Annotated in this window: 16 protein-coding genes and 1 riboswitch; of the genes, 12 read left to right on the top strand and 4 right to left on the bottom strand. The window is 55.8% G+C overall.

The window, feature by feature from the left end; all coding sequences use genetic code 11:
* The first annotated feature begins 31 nt into the window (after positions 1–31).
* The 3 genes from ftsY to PH7735_RS02995 all read left to right on the top strand — a co-directional run bounded on the left by ftsY (position 32) and on the right by PH7735_RS02995 (position 2,921).
* Complete coding sequence (ftsY, locus tag PH7735_RS02985) at positions 32–1,258, top strand: signal recognition particle-docking protein FtsY (protein WP_058309830.1); 1,227 nt, start codon at positions 32–34, stop codon at positions 1,256–1,258.
* A 106-nt stretch (positions 1,259–1,364) separates the two neighbouring features.
* Entirely contained in the window at positions 1,365–2,267 is a 903-nt protein-coding gene (locus tag PH7735_RS02990) for a DMT family transporter (protein ID WP_058309831.1), read from the top strand.
* A gap of 48 nt (positions 2,268–2,315) precedes the next feature.
* Positions 2,316–2,921, top strand: coding sequence for an inner membrane-spanning protein YciB (locus tag PH7735_RS02995; RefSeq protein WP_058309832.1), 606 nt, complete (start codon positions 2,316–2,318; stop codon positions 2,919–2,921).
* Positions 2,922–3,029: 108 nt separating this feature from the next.
* Here PH7735_RS02995 and PH7735_RS03000 read toward each other — a convergent pair whose 3' ends face one another.
* Positions 3,030–3,725, bottom strand: a complete 696-nt coding sequence (locus tag PH7735_RS03000) for a glutathione S-transferase N-terminal domain-containing protein (protein WP_058309833.1) — start codon at positions 3,723–3,725, stop codon at positions 3,030–3,032.
* A gap of 23 nt (positions 3,726–3,748) precedes the next feature.
* Positions 3,749–4,684 (bottom strand): alpha/beta hydrolase, encoded by a 936-nt coding sequence (locus PH7735_RS03005; RefSeq protein ID WP_058309834.1) that lies wholly within the window; start codon positions 4,682–4,684, stop codon positions 3,749–3,751.
* A gap of 113 nt (positions 4,685–4,797) precedes the next feature.
* Positions 4,798–4,876, top strand: a riboswitch (SAM riboswitch).
* A gap of 61 nt (positions 4,877–4,937) precedes the next feature.
* On the opposite strand from PH7735_RS03005, the gene metZ reads away from it, so the two are divergent.
* From metZ to PH7735_RS03035, 5 genes are all read left to right on the top strand, one after another.
* On the top strand, positions 4,938–6,119 hold the full coding sequence (gene metZ / locus PH7735_RS03010) for an O-succinylhomoserine sulfhydrylase (RefSeq protein ID WP_058309835.1): 1,182 nt from the start codon (positions 4,938–4,940) through the stop codon (positions 6,117–6,119).
* A gap of 301 nt (positions 6,120–6,420) precedes the next feature.
* Positions 6,421–7,521 carry a GTP cyclohydrolase FolE2 gene (gene folE2 / locus PH7735_RS03020; protein ID WP_058309837.1) on the top strand — a complete coding sequence of 367 codons (1,101 nt, stop codon included), beginning with the start codon at positions 6,421–6,423 and terminating at the stop codon, positions 7,519–7,521.
* Positions 7,522–7,665: 144 nt separating this feature from the next.
* Positions 7,666–7,896 carry a hypothetical protein gene (locus tag PH7735_RS03025; RefSeq protein ID WP_058309838.1) on the top strand — a complete coding sequence of 77 codons (231 nt, stop codon included), beginning with the start codon at positions 7,666–7,668 and terminating at the stop codon, positions 7,894–7,896.
* A 202-nt stretch (positions 7,897–8,098) separates the two neighbouring features.
* Complete coding sequence (locus PH7735_RS03030) at positions 8,099–9,547, top strand: TrkH family potassium uptake protein (RefSeq protein ID WP_058311116.1); 1,449 nt, start codon at positions 8,099–8,101, stop codon at positions 9,545–9,547.
* Position 9,548: 1 nt separating this feature from the next.
* Positions 9,549–11,171, top strand: a complete 1,623-nt coding sequence (locus tag PH7735_RS03035) for a thiamine pyrophosphate-binding protein (protein WP_082645112.1) — start codon at positions 9,549–9,551, stop codon at positions 11,169–11,171.
* 86 nt (positions 11,172–11,257) lie between these two features.
* Here the strand turns inward: PH7735_RS03035 and PH7735_RS03040 are convergent, their stop codons facing one another.
* On the bottom strand, positions 11,258–13,018 hold the full coding sequence (locus PH7735_RS03040; RefSeq protein ID WP_058311118.1) for a serine protease: 1,761 nt from the start codon (positions 13,016–13,018) through the stop codon (positions 11,258–11,260).
* 156 nt (positions 13,019–13,174) lie between these two features.
* Between PH7735_RS03040 and PH7735_RS03045 the strand changes: the two genes are divergently transcribed.
* Positions 13,175–14,104 carry a glycine--tRNA ligase subunit alpha gene (locus PH7735_RS03045; RefSeq protein WP_058309839.1) on the top strand — a complete coding sequence of 310 codons (930 nt, stop codon included), beginning with the start codon at positions 13,175–13,177 and terminating at the stop codon, positions 14,102–14,104.
* Positions 14,105–14,112: 8 nt separating this feature from the next.
* Here the strand turns inward: PH7735_RS03045 and PH7735_RS03050 are convergent, their stop codons facing one another.
* Positions 14,113–14,745 carry a MarC family protein gene (locus PH7735_RS03050; RefSeq protein WP_058309840.1) on the bottom strand — a complete coding sequence of 211 codons (633 nt, stop codon included), beginning with the start codon at positions 14,743–14,745 and terminating at the stop codon, positions 14,113–14,115.
* Between the two features lie 98 nt (positions 14,746–14,843).
* Here PH7735_RS03050 and PH7735_RS03055 point away from each other — a divergent pair, with 98 nt between their 5' ends.
* Genes PH7735_RS03055 through glyS form a run of 3 tightly spaced genes read left to right on the top strand, consistent with a single transcriptional unit; the run spans position 14,844 to position 18,819 of the window.
* Positions 14,844–15,368: a DUF6446 family protein gene (locus PH7735_RS03055; protein WP_058309841.1), complete on the top strand. Its 525-nt coding sequence runs from the start codon at positions 14,844–14,846 to the stop codon at positions 15,366–15,368.
* Positions 15,369–15,371: 3 nt separating this feature from the next.
* Positions 15,372–16,583: a sodium/glutamate symporter gene (gltS, locus tag PH7735_RS03060; RefSeq protein WP_370737383.1), complete on the top strand. Its 1,212-nt coding sequence runs from the start codon at positions 15,372–15,374 to the stop codon at positions 16,581–16,583.
* Between the two features lie 10 nt (positions 16,584–16,593).
* Positions 16,594–18,819, top strand: a complete 2,226-nt coding sequence (glyS, locus tag PH7735_RS03065; protein WP_058309843.1) for a glycine--tRNA ligase subunit beta — start codon at positions 16,594–16,596, stop codon at positions 18,817–18,819.
* The last annotated feature ends 63 nt before the right edge of the window (positions 18,820–18,882 follow it).

The following is an 18,882-nucleotide window of genomic DNA, read 5'->3' on the forward strand; positions in this document are numbered from 1 at the left end:
GGTGGGGAGAGACATTTTTCCGGAGGCCCCAATGGCGTTTTTTTCAAAGCTCAAAGATCGGCTGTTTAAATCATCGTCCAAGCTCGAAGAGGGGCTCGACGCGATCATCGAGGATGGTGGCGAAGAGGTGATGGCCGAGGCACCGTCGCCGGAAAAAACGCCTTCGACACCAACGGAGGATGCACCGGCTGCGACAGCCACACCTCCAGCGCCCGAACCAGAGCTTGAGTCTGTACCAGAACCGGCACCAGAACCTGCGGCTCAAGAGCCAGAGGTCGAGGTTTCGACGCCAGATGTTGCCGAAGAAACCCCTGTTTCCGCACCGGAACCTGCTTCTTTGGAAGAGGTCGCACCGGCGTCCGAGGCGAAACCCGGCTTTCTTGCCCGTTTGACAGGGCGCAGCAGCGCGCAACCAGTCGTCAAACGCGTGCTGGACGACGACATGCTTGAACAACTCGAAGAGTTGTTGATTGCCTCGGACATGGGGGTCGATACCGCCCTGCGCGTCACAGCCAATATTGCAGAAGGCCGTTTTGGCAAACGTTTGTCGACGCAAGAAATCAAACAGATTCTCGCCACGGAAATTGCGCGCGTGATGGAGCCGGTGGCCAAACCGTTGCCTTTGTATCCCACCACTCCGCAGGTGGTTCTTGTGGTTGGGGTGAATGGATCGGGCAAAACCACAACCATTGGTAAATTGGCCAGCCAGTTTAAATCTGCCGGTAAAAAAGTGGTTATTGCCGCCGGTGATACGTTTCGGGCTGCGGCCGTTGAACAGCTTCAGGTTTGGGGGGATCGCGCAGGCGTGCCTGTCTTGACGGCTCCGGAAGGGTCCGATCCTGCAAGCCTTGCCTTTGATGCCATGACCAAAGCTCAGGAAGACGGGGCAGACCTTCTTTTGATTGATACCGCAGGACGGTTGCAAAACCGCGCGGATCTGATGGAAGAACTCTCCAAAATTGTGCGTGTCATTCGCAAGAAAGATGAGACCGCGCCGCATAATACATTGCTGGTTCTCGATGCAACAACCGGTCAGAACGCGGTCAATCAGGTGGAAACCTTCCAGAAACTCGCGGATGTCTCGGGGCTTGTCATGACCAAACTGGATGGCACGGCCAAGGGCGGTATCCTCGTTTCTTTGGCGGATAAGTTCGGTTTGCCCATCCATGCCATCGGTGTAGGAGAGCAGATTGACGATCTTGCCCCGTTCGATCCCGAAGAATTTGCTGCGGCTCTGACAGGTGTAAAGCAAGATTAAACCAAATTTCCGGTGCCTTTGGGGGTGCCACAGGGCCTGGTGTCGTTTGTAACAGACGCTTTGGGCAGACTGACACACCTACAAGCCGCGGGGCAAAGATTTCGACATGAGCGAATGGTTCGCCGCGATAGAAGGCACTCCGGCCGGCGAACAGCTTGCGCTTATGCTGGCTCTTTTGGCGGCGTTTCTGCACGCTGTTTTCGGCGCGCTTCAAAAAGGGCGTCATGATCCGTGGTTGTCGCGCGGAGCGATTGATGCCGCGTTGTTCTTTCTCTCGATGCCCGTCGCCTTGTTTCTGGTTCCTTGGCCCGAGGGGAATGTCTGGTTCATTCTTCTGGGCGCGATTGTCATTCATTTCGTTTACAAAGTGGGCATGGCGTTGGCCTATTCGCGCGGCGCGTTCACTGTTGTCTATCCCGTCGTGCGCGGCACGGGGCCGCTTTTTACCGTCATCGGTGCATGGCTGATCTTTGGCGAGAGCTTTGCCCCGATGCAGTGGTTCGGCATTGCTATTTTGCTGGCGGGCATATTCGGGCTGGCCGTCTATAATATGATTTTCATCGAAACCGGCCGGGAGACCTTGATCCCGGCCCTGTGGCTGGCCGTGGGAACAGGGGCCTTGGTGGCGATCTATACCACGTATGATGCTTACGGCATTCGTGCCACGCCGAACCCGTTCACATTTTTGGCTTGGTTTTTCTTTGTCACTGCAATCGACTTTCCCATTATTGCCGCGCTGCGCTGGAAAAACATGACGCATCGCCCGCCTTTGCAACCGCTGCTGTGGCGCGGCGTGATCGGGGCTCTGGTGGCATGGGGCAGCTTTGGGTCGGTCATGTTGGCGACGCGGCTGGGCAAAGTGGGAGAAGCCGCCGTTCTACGCGAAACCTCGCCGGTGTTTGCTGCCGTGATCGGGTGGTTGGTTTTGCGCGAAACGGTCGGGCCGCGCCGTATCGCGCTCATGTCGTTGATTGCGGTTGGTGCGGTGCTGGTTGAATTGGGCGGCTGATTGCGCCAAGTAGAACAGAACGCCAGACAGGATAGGCACAGGAAAATCATGAGCGACGCAAAGAAGATCAACCCGATGCTGAAAATGGCATTGGAACTTGGACCCGTAATCGTGTTTTTCGCGGCCTATCTGAAGCTGCGGGAAGAAACCTTTTTGATCGGTGGCACCCCTTATGACGGGTTCATCGTGGTCACGGCCGGGTTTATTCCGCTGATGATGGTGTCGACCGGTATCTTGTGGAAGCTGACAGGGCACCTGTCCAAGATGCAGATCGCGACGCTGGTGCTTGTTGTTTTGTTTGGCGGTCTGTCTGTCTGGTTGAATGACGACAGGTTCTTCAAGATGAAACCAACGATGATCTATTTGTTGTTTGGCGGCGCCTTGGGTGTCGGTCTGCTGCGCGGGCAATCTTACCTGAAATACGTCATGGAAGAGATGCTGCCCCTTCAGCAAGAAGGTTGGATGATCCTGACCCGCCGTTTGACCGGGTTCTTTATCCTGCTGGCTGTCTTGAACGAGGTGATCTGGCGCACGCAAAGCACGGACACATGGGTGTATTTCAAGACCTTCGGTTTGTCGGCCGCGATCTTCGTGTTCTTTATGACCCAAGGCAGTATCTTTCAGAAATACGCCCTTGAAGAAAAAAAAGACTGATCGCAGCCCCCATCCATTCATTGGGTTTGAGAGTGTTCATGTGAAAAGGGCGGGGTGATCACCGCCCTTTTCACGTTATCTGGCTTTCTAACCCGTTCAGGTCACATATCAGTCGCGCTTGAACAGGACGGATTGCGCGTCTTTGTCCTGTCGGAAATCACCACGCTTTTCCGCATGCAGCGCACGACCGCGCACCACTGCGTCGCGTGTGCCCATTTGCTCAAGCCAACGCGACAAGTTGGGTTTGTCATCCATTGTTTGTTGTTGGCCTTCCCAAAGCGATGCCCATCCCCAGATCGACATATCGGCAATGGAATAGAAATCTCCGGCAACAAATTCGTTTTTGGCCAGTTGCCGGTCAAGCACACCGTAAAGGCGGGCAACCTCGTTCCGATAGCGGTCTTTGGCATAGGGAAGATCGTTGGGGGGATCCATGGCAGGGGCATATTTCAGGAAATGGTGTGCCTGTCCGGCCATGGGACCAAGCCCGCCCATTTGCCACATCAACCATTCTTCTACAGCGACCCGTTCGCGCTCTGTCGTTCCCCCGAACTGGCCGGTTTTTCGCGCGAGGTATTGGAGAATGGCGCCGGATTCAAAAACCGAGATCGGCGCATTGTCCGGCCCGTCGTGATCAACGATGGCGGGCATGCGGTTATTCGGGGCGATCTTGAGGAAATCCGGGGCGAACTGATCTCCAGCGCCAATATTCACGAGGTGAGTGTTATAACTCAGGGCCATTTCTTCAAGGGCAATTGAGATTTTCCACCCGTTGGGGGTGGGCCAAAAATACAAGTCGATCATGTCGCGCTCCGGTTATGTTGCGCTCATGATGCCTGTTTCGCAAAGATGGGCAAGAGGTTGAAGCGCCCGAGACCGCGTCGAGACACCGAAGGCGCGTTTTCAGCTTCATCAAACAGACGCCGAAGGTGGTGCAACGGCAACCGATCGGGCGTGCGCAAAAGCGCCTGATAAAAGGGAAACACGCCGGGTCGCAAATATGTAGACCAGTGACAGTACCAATGCTTTGGGCGGGCGATGGGATACCCTTGATGGTTTAGTGCCTCTAGAACCGAAATGTGGTCCAGACGCGTGGTCAGTGCATTCGCCGCGGTGAATCCGCGGCCCAAAGACCGGTCCACGCGGGTGGATGCCGGCACGCAGCTTTCGAACAGAAAATCATAGACGGCGTTTTCATGGCTGACGATGTTGAACAGTTCGCAGGTTTTCCCGGCCTCCGTTGCAAGCGCCTGATGAGCGTGGCTTTGATGCGTGGCTGCGTTCATTACCAAAACCCGGCTGACATCATGCGTTTGCAAAAATGTCAGGGCGGTCAGGGCGAGATGCGCCCCAAGCGAATGTGCCACGATATGGACAGGTTTTTCCGGGGCTTGGTCGCGCACCATCTCAATGACCCGCGCCAAGGCCCGTGCCGCGCTTCTGGACGTTTCTCGGGCTGCCCATAAAGTGCCTCTGGCGTGCCAGCCGAAAGCGATGGCAAGCCCTTCATCAGGAGAGCCGGTGCCAAACCCGAGGTTCTTTGGCCAGCTGAGCGCCTTGGGGTTGGCAAGGTGGTCGGCACCAGAAAAAATGTGCCTGTGCGGGCAATGGATACGATCATATGGCAGAAAGCTGTAGCCGTGGATCATGACCACGACCGGCCCGTTTTGCGTGAGCGCATGGGTGAGTGTCGGGGCAAGCGATCGATGCCCGCCATGTAAGACGGGGATATCTCCTTCGGCGTTGATCCGTATGACTGGCATGGTCGGTTCCCCACAATATCTAGTGTGCGGTATTCCGAATGTTTGCGTATTTTGGATGAAACTGCGGTTACATCACCGTGACGGTGTTGACCTGCCACGCCTTGCTGACTTAAAGAGCGGCCCGTGGCGATTTGTTTACCGGATTGCGGGCCACGTAAAATATGCCGCTAAAGAGGTCAGGACGAAGGAGACCCCTGTTCGCTTGGCCGATCGGGGTTTTTTTAGTTTGGGCGACTGGCCCAAGGAGGACGCGATGAGCAATTGGAAAACACGCACCAACCTTGTCCACGGCGGCATTCGACGCAGCCAATACAACGAAGTCAGCGAGTCTATCTTTCTGACCCAAGGCTTTGTCTATGACAACGCGGAACAGGCCGAAGCACGCTTTGTACAGGCGGGCGATGACGAGTTTATTTATGCACGTTACGGCAATCCGACTGTAGCGATGTTCGAAGACCGGATTGCGCTTCTGGAAGGCGCGGAAGATGCATTTGCAACGGCCTCTGGTATGGCGGCTGTCAACGGGGCGCTGACCTCAATGCTCAAGGCCGGCGATCACGTGGTTGCGGCGCGCGCCCTGTTCGGCTCATGTCTTTATATTCTTGAAGATATCCTGACCCGTTTCGGTGTCGAAGTGACTTTGGTGGATGGTGTTGATCTCGCCGCGTGGCAGGCCGCAGTGCGCGAAGATACCAAGCTGGTGTTCTTCGAATCCATGTCGAACCCGACGCTTGAAGTGATTGATATCAAGGCCGTGTCGGAAATTGCCCACGCAGTTGGGGCGCTTGTTGTGATCGACAACGTGTTTTCGACCCCGGTGTTTTCCAATGCGATCGAACAGGGCGCCGATGTGGTGATCTATTCGGCTACAAAACACATCGACGGTCAGGGTCGGACGCTTGGCGGTGTGATCCTTGGCACCAAAGAGTTCATCCGCGGCACAGTTGAACCGTACATGAAGCATACAGGCGGAAGCATGTCTCCGTTCAATGCGTGGGTCATGCTCAAAGGTTTGGAAACCATTGATCTGCGTGTTCGGGCCCAAGCCGTGAGCGCATTGAAGCTGGCCGAGGCGCTGGACGGGCATCCAAAGCTTGAGCGCATGATCTATCCCGGCCTGAAAACGCATGCGCAAAACGATCTTGTACAGCGTCAGCTGGGCGGAAAGGGCGGCACCGTTGTGTCTCTGGACCTGAAAGGAGGCCAGGAAGCGGCCTTCCGGTTCCTGAACGCGATGGAAGTGGCCGTGATTTCCAACAACCTCGGCGATGCCAAGTCGATTTGTACGCATCCGGCAACGACCACTCATCAGCGTTTGCCTGACGAGCAAAAGGCCGAGTTGGGCATCACTCCCGGCCTCGTGCGTTTTTCTGTGGGTCTGGAAGACGCGGATGATCTCATCGCGGATTTGCTGAAAGCCCTCGAATCAGCTTGAGTTGGCATGATGCACTGACATTCTCGGTTTTCCGGCGCCTTTTGTGGGGGCCGGACGCCGAATTTATTGCGGACATAATCAAGATTTGTCGTGATTTTACTCTGCGAAAGATGCGCGAAACCTTGGGGTCTGCGGGCGGCGGGCCTTTGACCATGTTGGCATTCAGAGCCCTTATCCTTGAAAAACTTCCCTAAACTCTGATCCGATACGTCGTTTCCGACGTATACCCTTTCGAAATTGGCAATTCCGAACCCGATACATTAAGTTAAGTGGGTCGCAAGACGCGAAAGGCTGGAAACGCATGAACATTCACTCGCCAGAGACATCTGAGATCAACGACCGCTTGGAGGCCAAACGCGCCTTGGCGGCGCTGCGTGCATGGGCGTCAAAAGCGACGCCAACAGAGATTGCCGAACTGGACCCCGCCATCGCCCGGTTGCTGCCTGACCAACCCTTGGCAAATTATCCTGACCTGAGCCGGGAATACCCGTCCGATTTCGAGATCACACCGGAATACCATGCAAGCCTGCCAGATTTGCAAAACGGACCATCGAGCCTCATTCGCGGTGAAAAACAGCTGATTCAGCACGTGGGCATTTCCAATTTCCGCCTGCCGATCAAATTTCACATTCGCGAAGGCGACGATATCACGCTGCAAACCAGCGTGACCGGAACCGTGAGCCTTGATGCCGAGAAGAAAGGCATCAACATGTCCCGCATCATGCGGTCCTTTTACCGGCATGCAGAGAAGACATTCAGCTTCGAAGTCATGGAGGCCGCGCTTGCGGACTATGTGACCGATCTTGAGAGTCTGGATGCGCGGCTGCAGATGCGTTTCTCTTACCCGATGCGGATCGATTCGCTGCGGTCGGGGCTGTCCGGCTATCAATACTATGACATCGCTTTAGAAAAAGTTCAGCAGAACGGCGTTCTGCACAAAATAATACACCTCGACTTTGTGTACTCTTCAACGTGCCCCTGTTCGCTCGAGTTGAGCGAGCATGCCCGCCAATCGCGCGGTCAGTTGGCGACTCCCCATTCCCAAAGATCAGTGGCACGGATTTCCGTTGAGGTTGTAGAGGGCGACTGTCTTTGGTTCGAAGATCTGATCGAAATGGCCCGTGCGGCAGTGCCAACCGAAACGCAAGTTATGGTAAAGCGGGAAGACGAACAGGCATTTGCCGAGCTGAATGCGGCCAATCCCATCTTTGTCGAAGATGCGGCGCGCCTGTTTTGTGAACAACTTAAGGCGGACCCGCGCATCGGAGATTTCCGCGTGATTGCAAGCCATCAGGAAAGTTTGCACAGCCACGACGCAGTGTCCGTGCTGACAGATGGCCCCTTGTTTGCATCCACCAGTCTGGACCCCAAACTGTTTAATACGCTGTTCCACGTGGGCTAATGGATCAAAAGCGGTTGCTGCCAAAAGGACACAACGCGCGTTTGCTCAACTAAATTTTACCCGCGTTAAGTTCATTGTGCTCTATCATCGGGGCGTGGGAGGAAACCAAAACGCCCGTTTGTGGGATCACGCACGAGGTTTCCAATGAGCAAGACAGAACCAACCATCGAATTTCATGACGGGCGCTTGCTTCAGCGTCTGGACCTGTTTCTTGTGTCCCAGGGCATGGGTTTTAACGCCGGCACAGAAAAACGCAGGCGCCTTCACGATGCCTTTGCGCTGGACGCCTTAAGCGATTGCCAGCTGGCCTATATGGGCATGACGCGCGCTGATATTCCGGCCTTTGTTTTTGCCGACCTTTTAGGCAGTTCCTAAGACACCGCGCCCCCGAACGAGAAAATTCGTATGGTATTCGGCGCGGTCTGTTTTTAGACCAATCGAGGCATCGACCGGCGACGGGGCTAACAAGAAGCTCTGAATAATATTTGGGGAATTGGGCGTTTGCCCTCGCGCTTGCCGCGGTCAAATCGCGGCTGAAAGCTTGACACCGGCTCGGGGCCGCGCCAACGCTTCGATCATGTTTGATATGCGCCCTGTTGGATACGTGATTGGCCTGATGGTGGCCATGCTTGGCCTGACCATGTTGTTGCCCTTTGCCGTCGATCTGGCGAACGGGAACGGCCACCATTCCGTTTTTCTGCAAAGTGCTTTGCTGACGTTTCTTGTTGGCGGCTTTGTTGCCTTGTCCTGCCAGACTGCCAAGGTCAAAGGGCTCACACTTCAACAGACCTTTTTGCTGACGACGGGTGTTTGGCTGGCCCTGCCGATTTTTGGCGCTTTGCCCTTTTTGTTCGGGGCTACCGAATCAAGGCTTGTTGATGCCGTCTTCGAAGCTATGTCCGGCCTGACCACCACGGGGTCGACGGTTCTGTCTGGTCTGGACGGTCTTCCAATGGGCCTCAACCTGTGGCGCGCCATGTTGCAATGGCTGGGCGGCATCGGGATTATTGTTGTTGCGATGGTGTTCTTGCCCGAATTGCGGGTCGGGGGGATGCAAATCTTTAAATCCGAAGGTTTCGATACCATGGGCAAAATCTTGCCCCGGGCGACCGAAATCTCAAAACAGATTTCCGGCATTTACGTCGGCATCACACTGGCATGTTTTCTCACATATTTCATCATGGGGATGCCTGCTTTTGATGCGGTGATCCACGCGCTCACCACTGTAGCGACAGGCGGTTTTTCCAATCACGACGCTTCATTTGGTGCGTTTTCGGGCCCGTTGGAATATGCAGCAGTGGTGTTCATGATCCTCGCGGCTTTGCCTTTTGTGCGTTACGTGCAGCTGGTCAATGGCCACAGCAGCGCCTTGTGGCATGATAGTCAGGTGCGCGGTTTCCTGATGACGCTGGTTGTGCTGGTTATCCTGTTTAGCGTCGTCTTGGGCTATATGTTTCCCAGAAGCTGGGAACAGTCCTTTCGCGAAGCCCTGTTCAATGTAACCTCGATCATTTCGGGCACAGGGTATGCCAGCGTTGATTATATGGTCTGGGGCAGCTTCTTTGTGACCATGTTCTTCTTCATCGGCCTGATCGGGGGCTGCGCGGGTTCAACGGCCTGTTCGATCAAGATCTTCCGCTATCAATTGCTGTTTTCGGCCACTCGGGCACAGATCAACCGTATCCGAAACCCCAATGGTATCTTTGCGGTGCGCTATGAAGGTCGACGTGTCAGCGAAGATGTCTTGAACTCGGTGATGAGCTTTTTCGTGTTCTTTACGGTGACTTTGGGCGTGCTGGCCGTACTCTTGGCTTTGACCGGTCTCGACTTTGTAACGGCCTTGTCCGGTGCGGCAACGGCGGTGGCCAATATTGGACCGGGACTGGGCGACACCATTGGACCCGCCGGAAACTTTGCCACGCTGAATGACACTGCAAAATGGTTGCTGATCGCAGGTATGCTGATTGGCCGTCTCGAGCTTTTGGCGGTTTACGCCATCCTTACCCCTCAATTCTGGAGAGCCTGAAATGACTTCAACAACCGCAGAACAGGACGGGGCGGTCCGCCCTCTGGGTGCACAGATTTCGCATATGCTGAAACAGCGCGGCGTTGATACGATCTTTGGTATCCCCGGTGTTCATAACGTTGAAATGTATCGCGGCATTGAAGAGGCCGGCATTCAACACGTGCTGGCCCGCCATGAACAAGGTGCCGGCTTCATGGCAGACGGCTATGCCCGCGCCACAGGCGGGTTTGGTGTGTGCTATGTGATTACAGGTCCGGGATTGCTCAACACGCTTACACCGCTTGGACAGGCCTACAGCGACTCGGTTGCTGTGCTGGCGATCTCATCCTGCCTTGACGAGACCGCAGCGCGACGCGGTCAGTTGCATCAGATGCTGGATCAGGAAGCCGCCGCAGATACGGTTTGTGATTGGAGCCATGAGGCAAAAAGCCCTGAGGCCGCATATACACTTGTTGATCGTGCGCTTACCGAGTTTGCGGCGCAGCGCAAACGCCCCAAACACATGCAGGTTCCGATTGCGCGTTTGGGAGCGATGGCCCCGCAAGCGCCGGTTGCTGTTGGTGCGAAACAAACGGCCGGGCGCAGAACGCCCGGAGATTTGTCAAGTTTTGCCGCCACAGTTCTGGCCGCGCAAAAGCCGCTGTTTATCTTTGGAGGCGGCGTTGGCCGGCATGGCAACGAAGAGACCGTTCGCGCGGCCATGCACCGCTGTGGTGCCGCCGCATTTACGACCTATGCAGGGGGCGGGCTTCTGGAGGCTGACGATCCCATGAGCTTTGGCTGTTATCTCGGCCGTCCCGAAAGTGAACGTTTTATTGCCGAGTCCGATTTGGTGATCGCCATTGGCACGGAACTGTCGGAATGTGATTTGTGGCGCAACGAATTGGGGCACACTGGCACATTTGTACGCGTGGATATTGACCCAGAGGTCCTGTCGGACGAACACCGCGCAGACATTGTCTTTCATGCTGATGGTATCGCGTTTCTGGGAGAGCTGCTTTCTCATTTTCCGGATGAGACTCCGGCAAAGTGGGATGCAGATCAGATTTCTGCAGCAAAGGCGCGCTTCAAGGCGGAAACAGACGCCGAACGTCCCGGCATCGTCGAGATCTGCGATGCATTGGCCAGCGTCATGCCCGAAGACGCCATGGTTTATTCCGATATGACCCAGTTTGCCTATGTCGCCAAAGAGGTCTGGAACATGCCGCGGGCGGGGCATTGGCACCACCCTTCGGGGTTCGGCACATTGGGCTATGCCTTGCCAGCATCGATCGGGGGCGCGGTTGCACGCGCTGGGTTGCCCACGGTTTGTATCGCGGGTGACTATGGCTTTCAGTATACCATTCAGGAATTCGGCACCGCAGTAGAGCTGGGGCTGCCGCTTCCGATACTGTTGTGGGACAACGGCAAACTGAAAGAGATCGAAGACAGCATGGTGGCCAGCCAGATCGCGCCCAATGCCGTGATTGCCCAGAACCCTGATTTCTGCAAGCTGGCCGAGGCATATGGCGCGCATGCGAAGGCCCCGAAAACACTGGATGAACTGCAAGCCGCGCTTCTCGAGGCGTTCAAGGCAGACCGGCCCACGCTGATCCATATGACGCCTGAACTGACCGCCAAGTAAGCGGGCGGATGTTGTATGGCGACAAGCCCGCTGTAAAAGAAAAAGCCGGGGACAATCCCCGGCTTTTTTATTGTGTGATGGTTGCCTTAGTTCCAGCAACTCACCAGAACGGTCATACCCGTCCCGATCCGCGTGAGCTCCTCGGGAAGCAGCGTGGCCGACGGGGATGCTCCCTGCACATTGACACCTGCAGTTTCCAAGGCCTGACGGATGGCGTCCGAGCCGGCAGCAAAGTTCACGTTTTCAGGCAGCGATTTTGCATTGGTTGCATCGCGGGGCAACAGCATTCCGATGACGCCGCCCTGACTGTCCAGAACAGGACCGCCCGCGTCGCCGGCAAGGGCTTTCAGGTTCAGGCGCTTAAGGGCGACATCCCCATCCAGTCCCCGCACATCCGCCAATTGACCAAATGTCATGGTCGGAGCCCCAAGAACGCCTTCATAGGAATAGCCCGAAACCGCGATATCGCTTTTCAGGCGCGCATCACCCTGACGCAGGTTTGCTACACGCATCGGCGCGAGGTTTTTTGCAGGGCGCAAGACGGCCAGACCCAAAGCGGCGTCATTCATCACGACGCTGGCTTCGTGCCCACCTTCCAAGGTGATCTTGCTACAGCTTTGAACCGCTTCGGACGTGGTCACCACGGTTCCTTTGGTATCAATGAAAAATCCCGAACGCGCCATCTTGGGTTTGCGCAACTCAAGCCCCGCCAGAAGATCTATGCTTTGGGCGCTGTTGCTGCCAGCAGCGGGGTCCAGAACCCCTGTGGTACGTTTAAAAGATGCTTTCATCTCCGACAAAACGCGCTGGCGGCGTTCTTCATCACCTGTTGGCCACACAAGGGTAAAGCCCTTGATCTCGCCGTCTTTCAGGGTGGCTTCCGTATGCGAAACGATCCGTGCGTTTTCCCCCGTCAGGACAAAGCTATCCTTCTTGCGGCTGCGTTCGCCCGTCAACGGCACGATTTCAAGGGTCTGCATGATGTCATAAAGACCAAAAAGCGTGGTTTGATCACCCGCTTGCGAAATCATGAGCACCTTGGCGGCAATATCTCCGGTGGGTTCAAAGTGCACAAAGGGAAATTCGGTGGCCCCTTGTTTCACAACACCGCGCGGGATAAGCATTTCGATCCCAGCCGCGAAATTCGTTTCTTGCTGAAGGTTCATACCTTCCAGAACTGCAAAAAACTGTTGGCGCAGTGTATCGCGCTGCAATGTGGTCATCACACCGGTTTCGTCAAACCCGTTGGCACGTTGCCACGCCGCCATCGAGGCGCGCGTGCCGCGGCCAAACGCGCCATCAATCGACGCGCTGTAAAATCCGGCCCATTGCAGCCAGCTTTGAAGCTCTTTGCGTTCTTCGCGTGACAGCAAGGCTTCGCTTGCCCGTGCCTCGCGGGGGGTCTCGTCCGGAACGGCGGGGACGGCTTCGGCCTGTTGTTGCAGACTGGGCACATCCTCATTTTGCGCTGCTGGCGTCGCCGGTTGCGCGGGCGAGGGCAGGTCCAGAAGGTTTTCACCCACCGGCCAGAATTGTGATCTATAGGTGGTCGACAGGGCAATATAGCTGTCGCGGGGAATAAGACCTTCGCTGCGATACACCCGCAGAACGGTTTCCGCATCTGCACGGGTATAAGGCCCGAGAGCCACACCATACCAGCCACCGCCAAGGGTGAAACCGTTCACATCTTCAAGGCGCGTTCCATATTCCCTAATTTGTTCTGTTGCTTGGGCAAGGCTGGGTTGCGCTTCGATTTGCACCCAAACCACATCCTGATCTTGCTGGGCAAATGCCGCACGAAGGCCGAAAATGAGGGTAAACAGCACAGGCAAGAAAAGCCGCGTCATAATCATAAAAATCCTTTTGCGTTTCCGATAGTCGCACATGTGTTGCCATGTTTATCAGGTCTGAGGCCTGTTGCACCCCAATTTTGAGATTTGGCGCAATTGACCCCGGTCCTGTGTCGGCATAGGTAAAACGCGCGTTTTCAAGGGGCAGAACTTATGGCTGACACCGATACCAAACCTCGAAGCTTTCAGGAAATCATCCTGCGGCTTCAGAATTATTGGGCTGAAAAGGGCTGTGCAGTGATGCAACCCTACGACATGGAAGTAGGGGCGGGTACGTTTCACCCCGCGACGACCTTGCGCTCTTTGGGCAGCAAATCCTGGGCTGCGGCCTATGTACAGCCGTCGCGGCGCCCAACAGACGGGCGTTATGGCGAGAACCCCAACCGTTTGCAGCACTATTATCAGTATCAGGTGTTGATCAAACCCAGCCCGCCAAACCTTCAGGAACTGTATCTGGGAAGTCTTGCCGCGATTGGCATCGATATGGACCTGCACGACATTCGTTTTGTCGAAGACGACTGGGAATCACCCACGCTTGGGGCTTGGGGTCTCGGTTGGGAAGTCTGGTGCGACGGCATGGAAGTCAGCCAGTTCACCTATTTCCAGCAGGTCGGTGGACATGATTGCCATCCTGTGTCCGGAGAGCTGACCTATGGGCTCGAGCGTCTGGCCATGTATGTTCTTGGCGTCGACCACGTGATGGAAATGCCGTTCAACGATCCGCAGGGCCCTATCGCGCTGTCCTATGGCGATGTGTTTCAGCAGACCGAACAGGAATATTCACGCTGGAACTTTGATGTGGCCAACACCGATGTGTTGCTGAAGCAATTCGAAGAAGCCGAAGCAGAATGCGAAAGCATCCTGTCCCAAGAGCATATCGATCCAAAGACCGGCAAGCGGATCATCATGGTGCATCCGGCTTATGACCAGTGCATCAAAGCCAGCCACCTGTTCAACCTGCTGGACGCGCGCGGCGTGATCTCTGTCACCGAACGTCAGGCTTATATCGGCCGCGTGCGGGCTTTGGCCAAACAATGTGCAGATGCCTTTGTTCTGACCGACGCCGGAGGATATGCAGCGTGATATCTGCCTCAGGCAAGACCTGGCAAAAGTACCTTTGCGCCTGCTGTGACCATGCCGATGGCTATGGCCACCAGGATCATGCCCATCAATCGGGTCATGATCGTGCGCGCGGTGCGGCTCAGGTATTGTCCGATATCTCCTGCAAAGAACAGGACAACCGCCAGTATGGCAATGACTGCCCCAACACAAAGGGCGTAAGCCGCCCAGCCCGTGGACCCTTGGGCGTTATGCGCAAACAGGATCAGGGTCGTCATTGTGCCCGGACCAACCAGCATCGGAAAGGTCATGGGGTAAAAGGCGATACTCTCGCTTTCGGTGACATTGGCCTGTTCGCTTTCGGTGCCGTGGTGGGCCGGGCTTTCGCGCCCGTTCAGCATGTGAAAACCGATTTGCAGCAAGACCAGTCCGCCTGCGACGCGGAAGGCATCTACCGAAATATCGAAAAAGTTAAGGATCGCCGAACCGCCAACGGCGACCACGGCACAGCAGGCTGCGGTGTAGATGACCACCTGAATTGCGGTCTTGCGCTGGTCCGAACGGGTTTGATCTTCGGTCAAACTCAGGAAAATCGGCAAATTAACAAACGGGTTCATTACGGCAAAAAGCGCGCCGAACATGGAAACGGCAAAACCATCCGACATGAGATGCGTCCTCGATACTGGCAAATGTTGCCGGTGACTATGGGTGGCCCTACCTCGTTTCGCAACAGCAACAATACAAATGGACTTGGGGCAGCATCATGCTTGGAAAAATAATTGCGGGGGCGATCGTGATCACTGGATTGGCCGCCGGCGTGGCGATGTATTACCTGCAGGTTTACCACTATTATGAAACGATCGAGGCCACAGGAACGAACGATGTCGAAATGACATTGTTGGTGACAGAACAGCCCGAGCCGATTTTGTACGATAGTTTTGAAGCCATCAACGCGACCTCTTCTCCGATCCGGTATCGGGCGTGTTTCACCACAACCCAATCCCTGTCGATGATGAAAGAGACCTATGTTGCGTTTGAAACGCCCGAGCCGCTTGTTGCACCCAATTGGTTCTCTTGCTTTGACGCCGAAGAAATCGGGTATGCTCTGGAACGTGGCGAAGCCCTTGCCTTTATGGGTACGGAAAACATCGAATACGGCATAGACCGGGTCGTCGCCGTGTTTCCGGATGGGCGCGGTTATGTCTGGCATCAGATCAACCATTGTGGCGAAAAGGTCTTCAACGGCGAACCCACCCCCGAAGGGTGCCCCCCAAAACCGGGATACTAAACCGTGGACAACCCGTTCTTCGTTCCTGACATGCTAACGGCAACTCTAGGGTTTGCCGTGTTTCTTCTGGGTGCACGGCTGACCCGGAAGGTGGCGTTTCTGCGCGAGTTCAACATACCGGAACCCGTGACAGGCGGTTTGATCGCGGCGGCTTTTTTCGGGTTGGTCACCTATTTTACGGGTCGTCCGATCCAGTTCGCAATGGAAAGCCGTGATCTGTTTCTGGTGTTGTTTTTTGCGTCCATCGGTCTGAACGCGCGTCTTTCGGATCTGCTCGAAGGGGGCAAGCCGCTTGTTCTTTTGTTGATCCTGACAGTGCTGACCATTGTTATTCAGGATGTGATCGGGGTCGTTGGCGCGATGCTTTTCGGTTTCCCAATGCAGGCAGGGGTCTTGTTTGGGTCGGCGTCGTTGATCGGGGGCCACGGCACTGCAATTGCATGGGCGCCCGATGTTGCGGAAGTCTCAGGATTGGACAACGCAGCCGAACTTGGGGTTGCCGTTGCCACGATTGGTCTTGTCATTGCGGCCTTGATTGGCGGCCCTGTCGCCAAATACCTGATCGAACGCCATGACCTCTCACCACGACGCCCCGATGAGGCCCACACCGTTGGTCTGCCCTTCGACAAAGAAGGACATCAAAGCCCGATTACACACATAAGCCTGATGCGGGTGATGTTGGCGTTGAACATCGCCATTGTCGGCGGATACCTCCTGTCCGGAGTGATCGAAGAGGCCGGCCTGAAGCTGCCCTTGTTTGTGCCATGTTTGATTATGGGCATCCTGATCGGAAATATCGTTCCGGCGCTGTTTCCCAAAGCCCCGCCAATTGCGCGCACACCGTCGCTTTCCGTGATTTCGGACTTTTGTCTGGGCGCGTTTCTGGCGATTTCCCTGATGACACTGGATTTCGCCTCTCTTCAGGGATTGGGCTTGCCCATTTTTGTAATTCTTGCGGCACAAACCGTGTTTGCCGTCGCATTTGTAACGTTTGTGCTGTTCCCCGTTTTGGGGCGCGGCTATCGCGCGGCCGTTTTGGCCGCAGGCTTTGGTGGGTTTGCGCTGGGCGCGACCCCGACCGCCATCGCCAATATGACCGCTGTAACCAAGAGATACGGGCCTTCGCCCATTGCATTTGTTGTTTTGCCCTTGGTTTCAGCCTTTTTTGTGGATATCGCCAACGCGATTGTCATACAGGCAATTGTGAACTTCTGAGGACCTCCTGATGCCCGATCTTCTGATTGAACTGTTTTCCGAGGAAATCCCGGCCCGCATGCAAGCGCGTGCAGCCGAGGACCTGAAAAAACGTGTCACCGATGGTTTGGTCACAGCGGGTTTGACCTATGCTGGGGCGCATGGCTTTTCGACGCCGCGCCGCCTGACCCTGGCGATGGAAGGTCTGCTGGCCGAAAGCCCGACTGTGCGTGAAGAACGCAAAGGCCCAAAGGTCGGCGCACCTGACAAGGCCATCGAAGGCTTTTTGCGTGGCGCAGGTGTGTCGCGCGAGGATCTGGAAGAACGTGAAACCCCCAAAGGGCCCGTATATTTCGCAACGATTGAAAAGCCGGGCCGTCCCGCCGCCGAGATCGTCGCAGAAGTTCTGGAAGACACGATCCGGAATTTCCCTTGGCCCAAATCGATGCGCTGGGGATCAGGTGCGTTGCGCTGGGTGCGCCCGTTGCATTCGATCCTGTGCATTCTGACAGATGAGACCGGACACAGTGTTGTGCCTCTGGATATCGACGGGCTTGCGTCCGGTGACACCACCGAAGGACACAGGTTCATGGGGGCGGGCCGTTTCGCGGTATCGGGTTTTGAAGACTATGAAGCCAAGCTGAAACGCGACCATGTGGTGCTGAACGCTGCTGAACGCGCCGAACATATCTGGAACGATGCAACCAACATGGCCTTTGCCCAAGGGTTGGAAGTGGTCGAAGATAAGGGGCTTCTGGCCGAGGTGTCAGGTCTTGTGGAATGGCCCGTCGTCCTGATGGGAGACATTGCTGACGATTTCCTTGGCCTGCCGCCGGAAGTGCTGCAAACCTCGATGAAAGAACACCAAAAGTTCTTTTCGGTGCGCAATCCACGGACCGACCGGATCGAAAAGTTCATCACCGTTGCCAACCGCGAAACCAAAGACAATGGGGCAACTATTCTTGCAGGAAACCAAAAGGTGCTGTTTGCGCGCCTGTCGGATGCGAAATTCTTCTGGGAGAACGACATCCGCGTTGCCAAGACCGGCGCACAAGAGTGGCTCGACAGTCTGGAAAACGTGACCTTCCACAATAAGCTGGGCACACAGGGCGCACGGATCGAGCGGATTGCCACGCTCGCCGGTGAACTCGCGGGTGTCGTCGATGCAGATGCCGCTGTGATCGGCAAGGCGGCTCGCTTTGCCAAAGCCGACCTCAGCTCGGAAATGGTGTACGAATTCCCAGAACTGCAAGGTTTGATGGGACGCTACTATGCCGCCGCAGCCGGATTTTCGGCAGAAGTCGCTGCCGCCGCAGAAGAGCATTACTCGCCTTTGGGGCCATCTGATGATGTTCCGTCCGCGCCTGTGTCAGTTGCGGTGTCGCTTGCAGACAAGCTCGACACCCTCACAGGTTTCTGGGCGATTGATGAGAAACCGACCGGATCCAAAGACCCTTATGCCTTGCGTCGTGCGGCGCTTGGGGTGATCCGTCTGGTTCTGGAAAACGACCTGCGCCTGCCGCTTGACGGATATTGCGACACGCAGTTGCTGCGTCATGAAGCGCACCAGACCGATAACGAAAAAATGGGGCAAGTGCTGCTGGATGATCTCAGCAAAGAGATTGCCGAACACGGTGTTCTTGGCGCAGTCGCCCGCACAGTCAAAGGCGCGATCGACGGCGACCTGACCGAGTATATGCTTGAACTTGAAACGCGTGTGCCTGACACATCGCGCGATCTTCTCGGGTTCTTCCATGATCGCCTCAAGGTCTATCTGCGTGATCAGGGCCTGCGGCATGACGTGATCGACGCTTGCATCGCGATGCCTGGCAATGATGATCTGAACCTGCTGGTAAAGCGTGCAACCGCGTTGGGCACGTTCCTTGGCACTGAAGATGGGGAAAACCTGCTTCAGGGCTTTAAGCGGGCCAACAACATTCTGACCCAGGCCGAAGAAAAAGACGGCGTCGAGTATAGCTTTGGCGCGGACCTGAAATACGCGGAAGACGACAGCGAAAAAGCGTTGTTTGCGGCGCTGGATGCGCATGAAGGGGCGATCACTTCGGCCATCGAGGCCGAAGATTTCGCAGCCGCCATGGGCGGCATGGCCGCGCTTCGGGCACCGATTGATGCTTTTTTCGAGGCCGTGCAGGTCAATAGCGACAATGAAGTTGTCCGCCGCAACCGTCTGAACCTGCTTTCGCGTATCCGCAATGCCTGTCTTGGCGTGGCGGATCTGCGCAAAGTCGAAGGCTAAATCCATTCCGACCCGTGGGGTGACGCACGGGTCGGAAACCTTTTCCTTGCCTCGCAAGGCTTT

The sequence above is a fragment of the Shimia thalassica genome (assembly GCF_001458215.1).
GTDB lineage: Bacteria > Pseudomonadota > Alphaproteobacteria > Rhodobacterales > Rhodobacteraceae > Shimia > Shimia thalassica.

Excerpts from the sequence above, each read along its gene's own strand:
- PH7735_RS03055 (WP_058309841.1), top strand. The coding sequence starts at position 14,844 with ATGCTTGGAAAAATAATTGCGGGGGCGATCGTGATCACTGGATTGGCC.
- PH7735_RS03025 (WP_058309838.1), top strand. The coding sequence starts at position 7,666 with ATGAGCAAGACAGAACCAACCATCGAATTTCATGACGGGCGCTTGCTT.
- PH7735_RS03030 (WP_058311116.1), top strand. The coding sequence starts at position 8,099 with ATGTTTGATATGCGCCCTGTTGGATACGTGATTGGCCTGATGGTGGCC.
- PH7735_RS03050 (WP_058309840.1), bottom strand. The coding sequence starts at position 14,745 with ATGTCGGATGGTTTTGCCGTTTCCATGTTCGGCGCGCTTTTTGCCGTA.
- folE2 (WP_058309837.1), top strand. The coding sequence starts at position 6,421 with ATGAACATTCACTCGCCAGAGACATCTGAGATCAACGACCGCTTGGAG.
- PH7735_RS03005 (WP_058309834.1), bottom strand. The coding sequence starts at position 4,684 with ATGCCAGTCATACGGATCAACGCCGAAGGAGATATCCCCGTCTTACAT.
- PH7735_RS02990 (WP_058309831.1), top strand. The coding sequence starts at position 1,365 with ATGAGCGAATGGTTCGCCGCGATAGAAGGCACTCCGGCCGGCGAACAG.
- metZ (WP_058309835.1), top strand. The coding sequence starts at position 4,938 with ATGAGCAATTGGAAAACACGCACCAACCTTGTCCACGGCGGCATTCGA.
- PH7735_RS03000 (WP_058309833.1), bottom strand. The coding sequence starts at position 3,725 with ATGATCGACTTGTATTTTTGGCCCACCCCCAACGGGTGGAAAATCTCA.
- PH7735_RS03035 (WP_082645112.1), top strand. The coding sequence starts at position 9,549 with ATGACTTCAACAACCGCAGAACAGGACGGGGCGGTCCGCCCTCTGGGT.
- glyS (WP_058309843.1), top strand. The coding sequence starts at position 16,594 with ATGCCCGATCTTCTGATTGAACTGTTTTCCGAGGAAATCCCGGCCCGC.
- PH7735_RS02995 (WP_058309832.1), top strand. The coding sequence starts at position 2,316 with ATGAGCGACGCAAAGAAGATCAACCCGATGCTGAAAATGGCATTGGAA.
- PH7735_RS03045 (WP_058309839.1), top strand. The coding sequence starts at position 13,175 with ATGGCTGACACCGATACCAAACCTCGAAGCTTTCAGGAAATCATCCTG.
- ftsY (WP_058309830.1), top strand. The coding sequence starts at position 32 with ATGGCGTTTTTTTCAAAGCTCAAAGATCGGCTGTTTAAATCATCGTCC.
- PH7735_RS03040 (WP_058311118.1), bottom strand. The coding sequence starts at position 13,018 with ATGACGCGGCTTTTCTTGCCTGTGCTGTTTACCCTCATTTTCGGCCTT.